The sequence below is a fragment of the bacterium genome, assembly GCA_030655055.1.
Classification (GTDB): Bacteria; Edwardsbacteria; AC1; order AC1; family EtOH8; genus UBA5202.
On sequence record JAURWH010000231.1, the window covers coordinates 1 to 15574 of the forward strand.

13 protein-coding genes are annotated in these 15574 nt (G+C 54.9%); all 13 read left to right on the forward strand.

The window, feature by feature from the left end; genetic code table 11:
- Positions 1 to 222, forward strand: a 222-nt coding sequence (locus Q7U71_10875; GenBank protein ID MDO9392259.1) for a hypothetical protein, incomplete at its 5' end; no start/stop codon positions are given.
- Between the two features lie 28 nt (positions 223 to 250).
- Entirely contained in the window at positions 251 to 874 is a 624-nt protein-coding gene (locus Q7U71_10880) for a V-type ATP synthase subunit D (GenBank protein ID MDO9392260.1), read from the forward strand.
- Positions 871 to 1551 carry a hypothetical protein gene (locus tag Q7U71_10885; GenBank protein ID MDO9392261.1) on the forward strand — a complete coding sequence of 227 codons (681 nt, stop codon included), beginning with the start codon at positions 871 to 873 and terminating at the stop codon, positions 1549 to 1551. Before Q7U71_10880 ends, Q7U71_10885 begins: the two co-directional genes overlap by 4 nt.
- 43 nt (positions 1552 to 1594) lie before the next feature.
- The gene (locus Q7U71_10890) at positions 1595 to 2848 is read left to right on the forward strand and encodes a GWxTD domain-containing protein (protein ID MDO9392262.1); all 1254 of its coding nucleotides are present in this window, start codon (positions 1595 to 1597) and stop codon (positions 2846 to 2848) included.
- Positions 2845 to 4263, forward strand: coding sequence for a GWxTD domain-containing protein (locus tag Q7U71_10895; GenBank protein MDO9392263.1), 1419 nt, complete (start codon positions 2845 to 2847; stop codon positions 4261 to 4263). The genes Q7U71_10890 and Q7U71_10895 overlap by 4 nt, the downstream gene beginning before the upstream one ends.
- 116 nt (positions 4264 to 4379) lie before the next feature.
- Positions 4380 to 5909: a histidine ammonia-lyase gene (gene hutH / locus Q7U71_10900; protein MDO9392264.1), complete on the forward strand. Its 1530-nt coding sequence runs from the start codon at positions 4380 to 4382 to the stop codon at positions 5907 to 5909.
- 86 nt (positions 5910 to 5995) lie between these two features.
- The gene (locus tag Q7U71_10905) at positions 5996 to 7519 is read left to right on the forward strand and encodes an aromatic amino acid ammonia-lyase (GenBank protein ID MDO9392265.1); all 1524 of its coding nucleotides are present in this window, start codon (positions 5996 to 5998) and stop codon (positions 7517 to 7519) included.
- Positions 7520 to 7554: 35 nt separating this feature from the next.
- A complete protein-coding gene (locus tag Q7U71_10910) occupies positions 7555 to 8820 on the forward strand; it encodes a M48 family metallopeptidase (GenBank protein MDO9392266.1) in 1266 nt (421 codons plus the stop codon).
- Between the two features lie 59 nt (positions 8821 to 8879).
- Positions 8880 to 10529, forward strand: coding sequence for a urocanate hydratase (hutU, locus tag Q7U71_10915; protein ID MDO9392267.1), 1650 nt, complete (start codon positions 8880 to 8882; stop codon positions 10527 to 10529).
- Positions 10530 to 10644: 115 nt separating this feature from the next.
- A complete protein-coding gene (gene hutI, locus Q7U71_10920) occupies positions 10645 to 11847 on the forward strand; it encodes an imidazolonepropionase (GenBank protein ID MDO9392268.1) in 1203 nt (400 codons plus the stop codon).
- A 37-nt stretch (positions 11848 to 11884) separates the two neighbouring features.
- Positions 11885 to 12301, forward strand: a complete 417-nt coding sequence (locus Q7U71_10925) for a four helix bundle protein (protein MDO9392269.1) — start codon at positions 11885 to 11887, stop codon at positions 12299 to 12301.
- Entirely contained in the window at positions 12298 to 13968 is a 1671-nt protein-coding gene (gene ftcD / locus Q7U71_10930; protein MDO9392270.1) for a glutamate formimidoyltransferase, read from the forward strand. Before Q7U71_10925 ends, ftcD begins: the two co-directional genes overlap by 4 nt.
- 75 nt (positions 13969 to 14043) lie before the next feature.
- The coding region (locus Q7U71_10935; protein ID MDO9392271.1) for a tetratricopeptide repeat protein at positions 14044 to 15574 on the forward strand (1531 nt) is incomplete at its 3' end.

Genomic DNA, 15574 nt, shown 5'->3' on the forward strand with positions numbered 1-15574 from the left:
AAGGACGGCAATATTGTAGAGGCTGAAGTATTATCCGGAAAGTATTTGATTTACGAGTACCGGGCTGACCCGGAATACAGCTTTGCCGCGGCCGACAGCGGTTTCCTGCTCGGAAAACTTGAATCAAACAAGAAACCGGCCGATACCACCGGCGCCTACGGGCGCAAACTTCGGCAGGATGTGACAAGCAAATACGAGATATTCACCGGCTTTAAATTCTAATTTCATCCATACATTTGATATATTTTAAATGGAAAACGTATCACCAACCAGAATGAACCTGCTGGGCCGCAAGGCCCAGGTGTCCCTGGCCAAACAGGGCGTGGACCTGCTTAAAAAGAAACGGGACGCCTTGGTCACCGACTTTTTTGTGGTGGTCAAGAACTCCCTGGCCTCCCGGGAACAGCTGAACCAGACCTCCCAGCAGGCGGTGGAATTGCTGAATATGGCGGTGGCCTTTGAAGGCCGCCAGCCTTTGGAGTCCTCGGCCCTGCCGGGCCGCCGAGATATCCGGCTCAACGTCTCGGAAAAGAACGTCTGGGGCATCAAGATCCCGGAGGTCTCGGCCGACAGCGTGGTGCGCGACCAGTTCACCCGGGGATACAGCCCCACCGCGGCCACCCACCGTTCGCTGAAGACGGCGGATTCCTTTGAACAGATGATCGACCTGTTGATAGTGGTGGCCGGCAGCGAGACCCGGCTAAAGCGCCTGGGTTCCGAGATCAAGAAAACCACCCGCCGGGTCAACGCCCTGGAGCAGGTGGTGATCCCCAGGATATACCGGGAGATGAGCTACATCAAGGGCGTGCTGGAGCAGAGGGAGCGGGAGGACATCTTTAGGCTTAAGATGATCAAGAAGAAAGGCGAAGAGTGAAACTTCGCCTTAAACTTTATCCGGCCCTGCTGCTCCTGGTCATTTCATGCTGCGGCTGTTTTTCGGTGGATGTCCAGACCGCGGTCAACCGCCGGGGCGGCGGTACCAGGACGGTTGAGATAGTGATGGATCCGATGATGGCCGGGCTTTACAAGAAGACCGGCGGTTCGGGAAAGCTTTTCCGCATCCCGGGCCAGGGCCTGCAGGAAAAGCCGGGAGTAAAATTGACCGGCTCCGCCAAAACTGAACTGGACGACGGCAGTTTAAAATTGACCTGGGATTACCGGACGGGCAGGGTGGAGCTATTCTCCGGCGAAAACGATTCTGTAATAGTCAATATCACCAGATCGGGCCTGTGGGTTTACTACGAATATCTGGAAAACATATCGGCTTCCAAGCCTGAACCTGAATCTCCGGCCGCCGATCAGAACACTTATCGGATCAGACACGAACTGTCCCTGCCCGGGCAGATCGTCAGCCACAATTCGGATTCCGTCCAGTCCGGCCGCCTGGTCTGGAACCGCCCGCTGGGCCAGGTCACAGCCGCAGGGTTGAAAATTGAAGCCCGCAGCCGGGAGTTGAACCCCTGGTATCTTTTGCTGGCGGCAATACTACTGGGGACCGGGGGCGGATATTTTTACTGGCATAAGGTCAGGCCTGTAAATAATAATATATAATTGGGCTTGATATCCAACCATTTTTATAATAAACTTGATCGTTATGAGAACAATAAAGATCCTACTTCTTTTGATCGGCTTGAATGCTTCGATCCTGTGGGCCATGGGAACAAGGCCCTCGGAGACTGGACAGAGTTTCGGCCTCAGCCAGGGCGCGGTCAGATTTTATTATCAGGTCACCCAGTTCCAGACGCCGGAAGGGACCCGGGCAGAGATCTCATATTCCCTGCCGTACGACCAGGTCCAGTTCGTGGCCCAAGGCGGTCAATTCAAGGCGGCCTACAGTTTTTCGGTGATCGTGATGGATGCCAACGGAGGCCAGGTGGCCGGTGATTCCTGGGAAAGGCAACTGACGGTTGATAAATACCAGGAACTGCAGAAGGGCAACTATCTGGTTTGCGATACTTTCAGCCTGAAGGTCATCCCCGGGAAATATAAATTACTGATCATCTGCACCGACAACAATTCGGAACGCCGGGGTGAAGCTGACATTAAAATTGAAATACGGAACATTCCGCCGGGAAGGCTGGCGATCAGCGGACTGCGGTTCCAAAAAATGCAGGATGAAGTATTGATCCCCTGGCCTAAAAGGCAGTACGGGGACGGCAACGGCGACATCAGCCTGTTCTACCGGATTTATTCAGGCCAGCCGGAGTCGCTCCAGGCCAGCTACAGTCTGACCCGTTTCGGCTCCGCCATGGCCGCCTGGTCTTTAAAGGAAACAATGGGGCCGTCCGGAGACCAGGGAATAACCAAGAGCATAAGGTCCGACAGCCTTTTAACCGGAAGTTATGTCCTGAGACTTGAAGTCCAGCAATCGGGACAATCTGCTGTGTCCGGTGAGTCACTTTTCGTCCGCAATTCAAAATTCATAACTGCCAAAGATTACCGGGAGCAGATAGATCAGCTGGAATATATCTCGACCGGGCGGGAACTGGACTCGCTGCGAAAGGCTTCGCCTGCCTTAAGAGAAACGCTGTTGATGCGTTTTTGGCAATTGCGGGACCCTGATACTAGCACCTCGGTCAATGAATTTCGCGACAGCTACTATGACCGGGTGAATTATGCCAACGAACAGTTTGGTTCTGTCTTCAAGTCCGGCTGGAAAAGCGACATGGGCCTGGTCTATATTCTTTTCGGCCTGGCGGATGAGATCGAACGGCATCCCTTTGAACTGGAATATCCGGCCTATGAGATCTGGTACTACTATTCCGACGGACGCCGGTATGTTTTCATGGACCGCAAAGGCATAGGAGATTACGAATTGATCTATCCAAAAAGAGAGAGGGTAAAATGAACATCCATCTAAAAATACATCGGGTTCCGGCAATGGCGCTGGTCCTGTTTTTGGCGTTGTATTCACTTGCTCAAAGCTGGCCGATTTCCTCCGACGGCACCATCAAGTTTTGGGTGGACGGAGCTGCCTTTGCCGGAGACAGCGGGAAAACCTGGCAGGAGATATATTGGAGCCTGCCGGTCAAGGATTTTGTGGTCAAACAAAACGCAGATCAAAGGACCATTAGTTATAAGACGCTGATTCAGTTCCGTGATTCCAGCGGCAAGTATTTTATAAATGAGGATTGGGTCTCCAACCTTAACGTTCCTACAGCCCAGGAGATCGAACGCCGTGACTTGGCCACCATTGATCTGATAGTCGCCAATAATTTGAAACCGGGTGATTATCGCCTCAAATTCATGGTCAGCGATCTGAATGGAGGGAATATCGGAACTTTAGAAAAAGAGATATTGGTTCCTTTCATAAACCGGGAGGTTATAACGGTCAGCCAGATACAGGTGGCTTCGGACATCTATCTAGATTCCCTGAAAAACCGTTTTTCTAAAGGAAAACTTCAGATCAAACCGCACTCTTCCCGTGAATTCGGCGGGGCCTACGGTAATTTATATTATTACTTTGAAGTATACCGGCCTGCCTCTGATACGACAGGCGGGAGCAGATATGTTCAGATATCCCTGAATTCAACTTCGCAACCGGTGATCAACACTATCGCCAATAACGACATTACTGAACGTACCGGACAGATCATTCAGACTGGAGGAATTAACCTGGACAGTTTTCCTGACGGATTGTACATGATTAAAGCCCAGCTGAAGGATGGAACCGGAAAATTGCTGGCATATTCCCAGACCGGAGTCCATATCAAAAGAAAACCCTTGACAGAGGTCATCGGGGCTGGGGACAAATTAGATGAAGAGATACAGGCGTTGCAGAAGGAAGGCGGTGAGTATTATTATGAAATAGGCTATATCGCCACCTCGCGGGAAATAGAACAATTTAAAAAATTTGATGAAAACGGGAAAAATGAATTCCTGCGCAGGTTTTGGAAGTCCCGCGATACAAATCCGGCCACCCAGGAGAATGAAGCATTGCTGGAGCACGCCCGGCGGTATAAGGATGCCAACATTAAATTTGGAGAGAAGAACCGGGGTGGAATGAAGGGAAGCCAGACCGACCGGGGCCGGCTTTACATTAAATATGGAACTCCCAACGAGGTTGAAAGCAAGACCATGCAGGGGCAATACCGTCCGGTTGAGATCTGGCGTTATTACGATGGTAACAAATTCATTTTTGTTGACAAGTCAAGTTTTGGCAGGTTCCAACTTATGTACTCCAAATCCAAAAATGAGCGAACCGACCCCAATTGGATCAAATACATCAGCGCCGAAGTGATCCAAAATGAAGACCTGAAATAACCATCATACCCGCTGTTTCAATAAAAGCTCCCGTTAATGAACGGGGGCTTTTCCCATTGACTTATTCAGCCAAATTGGCTAAAATAATGGTTCACATACTTATAGAAGTTGATACTATGCAAAAAGTTATTGTCGGGCAAAGACCGTTGACCCTGGAAACTGTCGGGGCGGTGGCGTCACTGGAAACCCAGCTGACACTATCGGCATCAGCAATGTCCCGCCTGGTTTCCGGCCGCAGAGTGGTGGAACGGATAATCAAGGAAAACAGGACGGTCTACGGCATCACTACCGGGTTCGGGAAATTCGCCGAGGTCCGGATCTCGCTGGACGAGATCGACAGGCTCCAGGAGAATCTGATAAAAAGCCATGCCACCGGGGTGGGGCAGATGTTCCAGCCCTGCCAGGTCAAGGCGATCATGCTTTTGCAGGCTAATCAGCTCTGCCAGGGAGCTTCGGGCGTCCGTCCGGTGGTGGTCCGGCAGCTGCTGGGGCTTTTAAACAATGATATCATCCCCCTGGTCCCGCAGCAGGGTTCGGTGGGCGCCTCCGGCGACCTTTCGCCCCTGGCCCATATCGGGCTGGTGATGATCGGGCGGGGCCAGGCCTTTTATAAGGGAAAGATCGTCAACGGGGCCGATGCCCTGAAAATAACGGGGATGAAGCCTTTGATCCTGAAAGCCAAGGAAGGTTTGGCCATTACCAACGGAACGGAAGTGATGACTGCAGTAGGCATATTGAATCTGCTGGAGGCCGAAAAGCTCTGCAAAATATCCGATATCGCCGGAGCCATGTCTCTGGAGGCTTTGCGGGGCACGGACAAGGCCTTTGACCCCCGGATCCAGGCCTTACGGCCGCACAGCGGGCAGATGGATTCGGCCGAAAACCTCCGAATACTTCTTTCCGGCAGCCAGATCAGAAGGTCCCATAAGGACTGTCAGAAGGTTCAGGATTCCTATTCCCTGCGCTGCATGCCCCAGGTGCACGGCGCCACCAGGACCGCCCTGAAGCACATCCGGCAGGTGCTGGAGACGGAGTTGAACTCGGTCACCGACAACCCCCTGGTATTCGCAAAAGAGCACGATGTTCTCTCGGGCGGAAATTTCCACGGACAGCCGGTGGCCCTGGCCATGGATTACCTGGGCATCGCAGCGGCCGAGCTGGCCGACATCTCCGAACGGCGTTTGGCCCGGCTGCTGGACACCTCTCTTTCCGGACTGCCGGGGTTCCTGACCGAACACGGGGGCTTGAACTCCGGGCTGATGATCACCCAGAACACCGCCGCCTCGCTGGTCTCCGAGAACAAGGTGCTGGCCCATCCTTCGTCGGTCGACTCCATTCCCACCTCGGCCAACCAGGAGGACCACGTTTCCATGGGAACCTTCGGAGCCCGCAAGGCCGGCCAGATCTGCGGCAATGTCCGCTATGTGCTGGCCTGCGAACTGCTGGCCGCCGCCCAGGGGCTGGAGTTCCTGAAGCCGCTGAAACCGGGCAAAGGGGTGGACGCGGCCTGTCAGGTCATTCGCCATGGCGTCAAAGCGTTCAAGCAGGACCGGGAGTTCCATCTGGACATAGAAGCCATTAACGATATGATATTGGATGGAAATATATTGGATGCAGTGGAGAAGAGCATAGGAAAACTCAAATAACCTAACTCAACCCCCTGCCCCTTCTCTTGTAAGAGAAGGGGAGAGAGGGGATGAGTTTAAAAAATAGATTGTAGGAGAACAGTAACATGCCCATCATAATCAGCGGTTCCGGGTTGACCATCGAAAAAATAGTCAGGATCGCCCGCCATAACGAAAAAGTGGAGCTGGCCCCCGAGGCTTTGGAGCGGATCAAAAAATGCCGGGCCATGCTGGAGAAGAAGATCGAGGCCCATGAGATCATGTACGGTGTCAATACCGGCATCGGCGAATTCTCCGAGGTGGTGCTGAATGACGACCAGGTCAGGGATTTTCAGAAATACTTGATATACAACCATGCCGCCGGGATCGGCGACCCGGCCCCCATAGAATATGTGCGGGGAGCCATGGCCGGTCGGATCAACGTCCACGCCCACGGCAACTCCGGCATCCGCCCCGAGATCACTTTGACCCTGGTGGAGATGCTGAACAAGGGGGTCACCCCTTACGTCTGCCAAAAGGGTTCAGTTGGCGCCTGCGGCGACCTGGCTCCCATGTCCCAGATAGCCCTGCTTCTTTTGGGAGAAGGACAGGCCTATTACCAGGGACAGCTGTTGCCCGGCAAGGAGGCCATGGACCAGGCCGGGATCAAGATACCCGGACTGCAGGCCCGGGACGGACTGGGCACCATCAACGGCTCCAACGTGCTGACCGCCATGAGCGCCATCTTCCTTTACGACGCCAACCGCTGGCTTAAGCAGGCCGAGATAGCGGCCGCCATGTCGCTGGAGGCCCTGAAAGCCAATATGAAACCGTACATCGCAAAACTGCACGAGGCCCGCGGCTTCAAGGGCGCGGTGCGCAGCGCGGCGGCCATCCGCAAAATGGTGGCCGACGGCGACCTGAACGAGGGCCGAGTCAAGTGCAAGGTCCAGGACGCCTATTCCATGCGCTCCACCCCCCAGGTGATCGGCGCGGCTCACGATGCTTTGGCCTACGCCCGGTCCCAGGTGGAGATAGAATTGAACGGGGTGGGGGACAATCCCATCTTCTTCCCGGAGGAGAACCTCCAGCTTTCCGGGGCCAATTTCCAGGGCTCGCCGGTGGGCGTGCCGATGGATATGGCCGGATACTGCATCACCATGGTCAGCATTCTTTCCGAGCGCCGGATGAACCGGCTCAACAACCCGGCCCTCAGCGTGGGCCTGCCGGCATTTTTGACCAAAAGCGGAGGGATGTTCTCCGGCCTGATGCTCTCCCAGTACACCGCCGACACCCTGATAGTTGAACAGAAGATACTTTCCACCCCGGCCTCCATCCAGTCCATCCCGGCGGCGGCCGACCAGGAGGATTTTGTCTCCATGGGCATGAACACCGCCATCAAGAATTTCCAGATACTGGACAACGCCTATGGCATATTGGGCATCGAGATGATGGCCGCCGCCCAGGCTTTGGATCTGCGGGATTACAAGTTTGGCGCCGGCACCGCCAAGGCCAGGGAAGTTGTCCGCAAACACGTGGATTTCCTGGAGATCGACCGCCCGCTTTACAAGGACCACACCGCCATGAAGGAATTGGTCAGGTCCGGCCAGGTGTTGGAGGAAGTGGAGAAGGCCGTGGGAAGCCTGGAGTAGAACATAAAATCATAAATAAAAAATATAATATTAGAATGAATCTGATAATTGGCATACTGGTCTTCGGCTACCTGGTTTCCAGTTTGTTGTCCGGGCTTAACCTAGCACACCTGAGAGCCAGCATCAAGAAGGGCCTGCCGCCGGAGGTCTCGTTACTGTTTGATGGACCCAAAATATCACTGATCGCTGAGTATACTGCGGCCAAGACCAAACTGGGATACTGGAGCGAGTTTGTTTCGACCGCAGTGGTCATATTGATCTTCACTACGGGAATGGTTGCCAGGTTAACGCTATGGGCCGGTGCCCTTAAAATTACGCCGCTGCTTCAGGGCCTGGCGGCGATGCTAATTTTGATGATGATCGGCTACCTGTCAGGGATACCCGCCTCGCTCTATTCCGATTTTAAACTGGAAAAGAAATACGAGTTTTCCACCATCACCATCAAGACCTGGCTGGGAGATCAGGTAAAGAGTTTGCTGGTCTCGGGCGTTTTAATGGGCCTGCTGTTCTCGGGCTTTTATCTGTGCATCAACTGGCTGGGAACTTTGTGGTGGCTGGCGGCCTGGGGCCTGGTGGTGTCTTTTGCCTTCTTAATGATATTCCTGTCACCGGTGGTGCTGATGCCGCTATTCAACAAGTTCGTGCCGCTGGAAGACGAGGAGCTTAAGAACAAGATACTGGAAATGGCCAGGAAGGCCGATTTTCCCCTGGCCGGGGTCTATCAGATGGATGCTTCCAAACGCAGCACCCACGACAATGCCTTTTTCACCGGAATGGGGAAGACCCGGCGGATCGTGTTCTACGATACCATGGTCAAAAATTACAGCCACCAGGAACTGTTGTCGGTGATGGGTCACGAGATCGGGCACTGGAAGATGAAGCACATCTTCAAAATGATCGCCGCGGTGTCATTGCTCTCCGGGGCGCTGTTGTTCGCCGCCTCACGGATCCTGGCCCATCCCTGGATATATAACGCCATCGGCCTGGGCGGGCTGTTTGAACAAATGGGTTTCAACGGGCCGTTGATAGGCGTGGCCCTTTACGTGGTGTCGATCCTGTTTGAACCGCTGAATCTGCTGCTTTCGCCGTTGATGAACTGGCAGTCTCGCAAATATGAGTACCAATCGGATGCCTACGCATTACAGCTCAATCCTTCGGCGGCGGATATGAAGGGGGCGTTGATAAAACTCAGCCAGAAGAACCTGAGCAATCTTTTCCCGCACCCGCTGTATGTCATCTTTCACTATTCCCACCCGCCGCTGCTGGCCAGGCTGAAGACCATAGACGACCTTTCAAAATAACGTAAGGACACGGCATGCCGTGTCCCAACAATAGAATCATATATCGAGGACCAAACCCCATGCCCAATATAATCAAATCCCCCCACGGCACAAAGATCTCCTGCCAGGGCTGGCAGCAGGAAGCCGCCATGCGGATGCTGATGAACAACCTGGACCCGGTGGTGGCCGAGCGGCCGGAGGACCTGATAGTTTACGGCGGCAACGGCCGGGCGGCCCGCAACTGGGACTGCTACCATGCCATCATCAAGTCGCTTAAGAAACTTAAGGAGGACGAGACCCTTTTAGTCCAGTCCGGCAAGCCGGTGGGCATCCTGCAGACCCATCCCCATTGCCCGCGGGTGCTGATCGCCAACTCCAACCTGGTGCCCCATTGGGCCAACTGGGACTATTTCCGCAAGCTTGAGGCGCTGGGCCTGATCATGTACGGGCAGATGACCGCCGGAAGCTGGATCTATATCGGCACCCAGGGGATTTTACAGGGAACATACGAGACCTTCGGCGCCCTGGCCCAAAAACATTTCGGCGGCACGCTAAAGGGCAAGTGGGTGCTGACCGGCGGCATGGGCGGGATGTCCGGGGCCCAGCCCTTGTCCGTTACCATGAACGAGGGCGTGATACTCAATGTCGAAGTGGATCCGGAGAGGATAAAGAAACGGATAGCCACCGGCTATTGCGACGTGATGAGCGTCAATCTTGATAATGCGCTGAAGCTGGTCCGTGACGCGGTGAATAAAGGCGAAGCATTATCGGTTGGGCTGGTGGGAAACTGCGCCGACGTGCTTCCCGAACTGGTTCGCCGGGGCGTGATCCCCGACGTGGTCACCGACCAGACCTCGGCCCACGACGAGCTGAACGGCTACGTGCCGCACGGCATCACGCTGAACGATGCGCTGTGGCTGCGCAAGGACAATCCCGAGGAATACAAGAAGCGAAGCCTCCAGTCGATGGCCGTCCACATGCAGGCCATGCTGGACATGCAGAAGCAGGGTGCCATCGCTTTTGACTACGGCAACAACATCCGGGGCCAGGCGGTGAAGCACGGCATCAAGAATGCCTTTGACGTGCCGGGCTTTGTGCCGGAATACATCCGCGACCTGTTCTGCGAAGGCAAGGGCCCGTTCCGCTGGGCGGCGTTGTCCGGCGATCCCAAGGATATTGCGGTGACAGATGACGCGGTGCTGAAACTGTTCCCCAAGAATGCCCACCTGGCCCGCTGGATCAAGATGGCCCAAAAGAAGGTCCATTTCCAGGGCCTGCCGGCCAGGATCTGCTGGTTGGGTTACGGCGAACGCGACAAGGCCGGACTGCTGTTCAACGACCTGGTGAAGAAGGGGAAGATCAAAGCTCCCATCGTCATCGGCCGGGACCATCTGGACTGCGGCTCGGTGGCCTCGCCCAACCGCGAGACCGAGGCCATGAAGGACGGCTCTGACGCCATAGCCGACTGGCCGCTGCTGAACGCCATGGTCAACGTGGCCTCCGGGGCTTCTTGGGTTTCCATTCATCACGGCGGGGGAGTGGGGATAGGCTATTCCATCCACGCCGGGCAGGTGACGGTGGCCGACGGCACCAAGGAGATGGCCAATAGGATCGAGCGGGTATTGACCAACGACCCCGGGATGGGCATTTTGCGCCATGTGGACGCGGGGTATGACATTGCCAAGCAGGTGGCGAAGCAGAAAAAAGTAACAATACCCATGATGAAGTAAATATTGATTCTTCTATATGCACCTCATCATCCAACATATCGGACAATTGCTGACGCTAATGAACCCCTCCCAACCCTCCCCTCGAGGGGAGGGAAAGGCAAGGGTGGGGTCCGCCATGTCCGACCTCGGCATCATCGAGGACGGTCTCGTTGCCATTGAGAACGGCAAGATCGTAGCGGTGGGCAAAACATCCGACCTCAAGCCCAAGCTGAAACTATTGCCCCACACCAAGGTCATCGACGCCGGGAACCAAGTGGTGATGCCAGGCTTCGTGGACTGCCACACCCACCTGGTCTACGGCGGCTCCCGTGAGGACGAGTTCGAGATGCGGGCCTCGGGCGTTTCGTATCAGGAGATCGCCGCCAAAGGCGGGGGCATCCGTTCCACCGTCAAGGCCACCAGGCTGGCTTCCCGCGAGGTCTTAAAGCGCGACGCTGTGAAACGCCTGGACCGTATGCTTCTTTGGGGAACTACCACGGTGGAATCCAAAAGCGGCTACGGCCTGGAGACCAAAAGCGAAATAAAGCAATTGGAGGTCAACCGGGATTTGAACGACCTTCAGCCGATAGAGGTGGTTTCCACCTTCATGGGGGCGCATGAGTTTCCTGAGGAATTTCGGAAAACGAATGCAAATAACGAAAGCGAAATCGATCGCGCAGGGTATGTCCAGTTAATTTGCAAAGAGATGATACCGAAGATAGCAGAACAGAAGCTGGCTGAGTTCTGTGATGTGTTCTGCGACCAGGGCGTGTTCACTCCGGAAGAAGCCATAAAGATACTGGGAACCGCCAGCAATTACGGGATGATCCCCAAGATCCACGCCGACGAGCTGGCCTCGGTGGGCGCGGCCGAAGTGGCCGGCAAGGTCAAGGCCATCAGCGCCGAGCACCTGCTGTACCCCTCGCAGGCCGGGCTGGAACTGATGAAAGCGGCCGGGACCATCGCCGTGCTGCTTCCGGGCACCAGCCTGACCATCAAGAAGAACTACGCCCCGGCCCGCAAGATGATTGAGATGGGCATTCCGGTGGCCTTGGCCACCGACCACAATCCCGGTTCCTGCACCATCGAAAATATGCCGTTCATCATCGGGCTGGCCTGCCTGTACCTGGGGCTGACCCCGGCCGAGGCCATCTGCGCCGCCACCTACAACTCGGCCTGCGCCTTGAACCGGGGCGACCGGATCGGTTCCATCGAAGTCGGCAAGCAGGCGGACCTGCTGATCATGGACATTCCCAATTATAGGTATATTCCGTACCACTACGGGGTCAACTATGTCAAGACGGTTATCAAGCGCGGCAGGATAGTCATCGGATCATAAATGGACATTTATTGACATTGTTTGACATTGGAGTATTATGGCAAACAAGATCGTTGATTTTACTGATTTGATAATTTACCAATTGGCCGTTGACTTGGCTGACTGGATATATGAGCTTACTGCCAAGTTTCCGGAAGACGAGAGGTATAATCTCACTTCACAGCTAAGAAGGTCTTCAACTTCGGTCTACAGCAACATTGCCGAGGGTTTTGGAAGATACCATTACAAAGAGAACAAGCAGTTTTGCCGGATAGCCAGAGGATCTTTATACGAGACAAAAGCCCATATGTTGTTCAGCCATAAACGCGGCTACATAAACCAGCAAATACTTGATGAATACCTGAAAAGACACACAACTCTGGCCATAAAACTTAACAACTACATCAACACCACCGGCGTTAATGTCCGTAAAATGTCAAACAATGTCATAATAAATGAGCAGGAGAGAGCATGACCAAGTTAGTCGAATGCGTCCCGAATTTTTCCGAGGGCCGAGACCGCAAGATCATCGATGCCATTTCCGACGCCGTCCGCGGTGTGGCGGACGTAAAACTTTTGGACGTGGACCCAGGGGCCGACACCAATCGCACGGTTTACACTTTAGTGGGCACCCCGGAAGGGGTGAAGGAAGCGGCCTTCCAGGCCGCCAGGAAGGCCCATGAACTTATCGACATGTCCAAGCACAGCGGGGCTCATCCCCGGATGGGGGCCATGGACGTCTGCCCCTTCGTGCCGGTCTCCGGCGTGACCATGGACGAGTGCGTCCAGATAGCCAAAGATCTGGGAAAACGGCTGGGCGAGGAACTTGACATCCCGATCTACCTCTACGAATTCGCCGCCGCCTCGCCCGAGCGCCAGAGCCTGGCCGACATCCGCACCGGTGAATACGAAGCGCTGGAAGAAAAGTTTAAAGACCCAAAATGGAAGCCTGATTTCGGACCGGCCAAGTTCAAGCACAAGTGGGGAGCCAGCGTGGTGGGGGCCCGGGAATTTTTAATCGCCTACAACGTCAATGTCAACACCAAGGACAAGAAGCTGGCCAACGAGATCGCCCTGAACATCCGCGAGGGGGGCCGGGCCAAAAAGGACGCTGCCGGCAAGATCGTCAAGGATGCCCAGGGCAATTCGGTCAAGGTCCCCGGCCGTCTGAAGGCTGTTCGGGCCATCGGCTGGTACATCGAGCAGTACCGCCAGGCCCAGGTGTCCATAAATCTCATCAACTACAACACCACGCCGCTGCATGTGGTCTTTGAGACCGCCCGGGAAGAGGCGGAAAAGCTGGGCCTGATAGTCACCGGCTCGGAGCTGGTGGGCCTGGTTCCCTTAAAACCGATGCTGGACGCGGGAAAGTTCTACCTGAAAAAACAGGGCAAGTCGGCCGGTGTTCCGGAGAAGGAACTGGTGGAGACCGCCATCCGTTCCCTGGGACTGGACCAGCTTTCTGATTTCGATCCGGCCAAGAAGATAGTGGAATACAACTTCCTTAAGCCGGCCCCGCTGATGTCCATGACGGCCAGGGATTTCGTGGACGAGGTCTCCTCTGAGTCCCCGGCCCCGGGCGGCGGCTCGGTGGCGGCCCTGGCCGGCAGCCTGTGCGCGGCCCTTTCGGCCATGGTGGCCAATCTTACTGCCGGCAAGCCCGGTTACGAGAAGGTCTGGAAAGAGATGTCCGAAATGGCCGAACAGGGGCCGGAGATCAAGGACAAACTGTCAAAAGCGGTGGACGAGGACACCAATGCCTTTAACGACCTGATGGAGGCCATGCGCCTGCCCAAGGGAACTCCGGAACAGAAGGCCGCCCGGGACCAGGCCATGGAGGAAGGCTACAAAAAAGCGGCAGCGGTCCCGCTGGAGACTGCCAAAACCTGTTTAAAGGCGATGGAGCTTTCCCTGACGGCGGCCCAAAAAGGCAACGCCAATTCGGCCTCCGACGCCGGGGTGGCGGCCCTGATGGCCCGGGCCGGGGTGGAAGGTGCCGGACTGAATGTATTGATAAACCTGGGCTCCATCAGAGACCAGGGGTTTGTAACCGCGCATAAAAAGGAGGTGGCCGGGCTTAACGCCAGGTCAGCAGAATTGTGCCTGAATGTTCTGGAGGCGGTGTCCGTCAATATTAAATAAAAATAGTTCAAATAACTATTGATTTAAACCCTTGATTTTTGTATACTTTAGTTTTGGTATTGGCTTAACAAAAATATGCCTGATATAAAACGACTCAACGAACAAGCCCATCTCTTTTACCAAAAAGGCGAGTGGGAAAAGGCCCGCCGGGCTTACGAGCAGTTGACCATGGTCGACGCCGAGAACCCGGAGCACGTGCTTACTTTGGCCAATATCTACCGGGAGACCGGCGAGGACCGCAAGGCACTGGAGCAGTACGAGGTGGCGGTGCGGATCGGCGAAAAGGCCGGGGACCTGCCCCGTTCCATCGTGGCCGCCAAGAAGATTTTATCTATTGACAAGGGACGGATAGAATTATATAATAAAGCCGGGGAGCTTTACGCCAACAGCCAGCTAAAAAGCGGAGCCGTAAGGGAATGGCTTCGTTTTGCCGACCAGCTTAAGGTCCGCAACGATTTTGTGGCCATGTCCGCGGTCCACAAGAAGATTACCGCGCTTCTGCCGGAAAATCAGAGCCTGAAGGAACTGGGGCAAAAGATAGAGCAGATGGTGGCCAAGATGGCCTCGGATAATTCCGAGGACGCGCCGGACCCGGCGGACATCGTGCCCTACCATCGTTTGCTGGACGTGGCCATTAAAATGGGCAACCCCAAAAAGATCCTGGAAACCCAGTTGACCTACGCCCGGGTCCTGCAAAAACGCGGGTTTGACCGCAAATCAAAATCTGTTTATCAAAAGATACTGGAAAAGGACCCCAATAACGAGGAGGCCCTTTCTAGGATATTGTCATCCGGCAGCAGTCCGGCCATGGACCAGGTCCAGCTAAAAGAAGAGCTGTTTTTGTTCTGCAAGGATTTCCAGGACGCGGTCTGGACCAATATCACTGAAGCTTATGAAAGATATTACGACGTCGGCATGCTTTACCGCGAGGTGGGCCTGCGTGATGACGCCATTGCAGATTTTCAGCTGTCCATCAAGGGTGGGAACAGGCAGTTAAAGGGGTTTGAGATGCTGGCCATCTCCTTCCTGGAACAGGGCGATTACGGCCTGGCCAGCGAGGTGCTGAACCAGGGCATCTCGGTCAAGAAGTTTTTGGACAACGAATACGTGGGGCTGCATTACAACCTGGGCCTGGCCAACGAGCAACTGGGGGACCGGCAAAAGGCCCTGGACGAGTACGAGCAGGTCTATATCCTGGACATCAACTACAAGGACGTGGCCCAAAGGATGCGGAACCTGCTGGAGAAAAACGCCCAGGCCCAGCCAAAGAACCAGCCATCACAGTTGCCGCCCGAAGCTGTGCCGGTGACAGAAATAATAACAGAAACTGGTCCACCGTTGATTGAAGAGGAAGAACCGGCCGTCATAGAAGAAGAGCCTGCCGCAACAAAAGAACATGTCCAGCCCGAACCGGAAACGACAATCGAAGAAGCCGGACTGGAAGAGGAATACCAGGAGTTGACGGCTTTTCAGGCCCAGGCGGAAGAAACCTTGGAATCGGAAATGCCCGGTTTGGACGAAGAGGTTCAGGCCGAGGAGACTTTCGGGGACGGCACGGTGGAAGTGATAATGGACCAGCCGCCCAGTTTGGCTCCCAAAACAGAAC

What these genes read in the sequence shown, in the direction of transcription:
- Q7U71_10895 (MDO9392263.1), top strand. Translation starts at nt 2,845, where the DNA reads ATGAACATCCATCTAAAAATACATCGGGTTCCGGCAATGGCGCTGGTC.
- ftcD (MDO9392270.1), top strand. Translation starts at nt 12,298, where the DNA reads ATGACCAAGTTAGTCGAATGCGTCCCGAATTTTTCCGAGGGCCGAGAC.
- Q7U71_10905 (MDO9392265.1), top strand. Translation starts at nt 5,996, where the DNA reads ATGCCCATCATAATCAGCGGTTCCGGGTTGACCATCGAAAAAATAGTC.
- hutH (MDO9392264.1), top strand. Translation starts at nt 4,380, where the DNA reads ATGCAAAAAGTTATTGTCGGGCAAAGACCGTTGACCCTGGAAACTGTC.
- Q7U71_10910 (MDO9392266.1), top strand. Translation starts at nt 7,555, where the DNA reads ATGAATCTGATAATTGGCATACTGGTCTTCGGCTACCTGGTTTCCAGT.
- Q7U71_10925 (MDO9392269.1), top strand. Translation starts at nt 11,885, where the DNA reads ATGGCAAACAAGATCGTTGATTTTACTGATTTGATAATTTACCAATTG.
- Q7U71_10890 (MDO9392262.1), top strand. Translation starts at nt 1,595, where the DNA reads ATGAGAACAATAAAGATCCTACTTCTTTTGATCGGCTTGAATGCTTCG.
- hutU (MDO9392267.1), top strand. Translation starts at nt 8,880, where the DNA reads ATGCCCAATATAATCAAATCCCCCCACGGCACAAAGATCTCCTGCCAG.
- hutI (MDO9392268.1), top strand. Translation starts at nt 10,645, where the DNA reads ATGTCCGACCTCGGCATCATCGAGGACGGTCTCGTTGCCATTGAGAAC.
- Q7U71_10880 (MDO9392260.1), top strand. Translation starts at nt 251, where the DNA reads ATGGAAAACGTATCACCAACCAGAATGAACCTGCTGGGCCGCAAGGCC.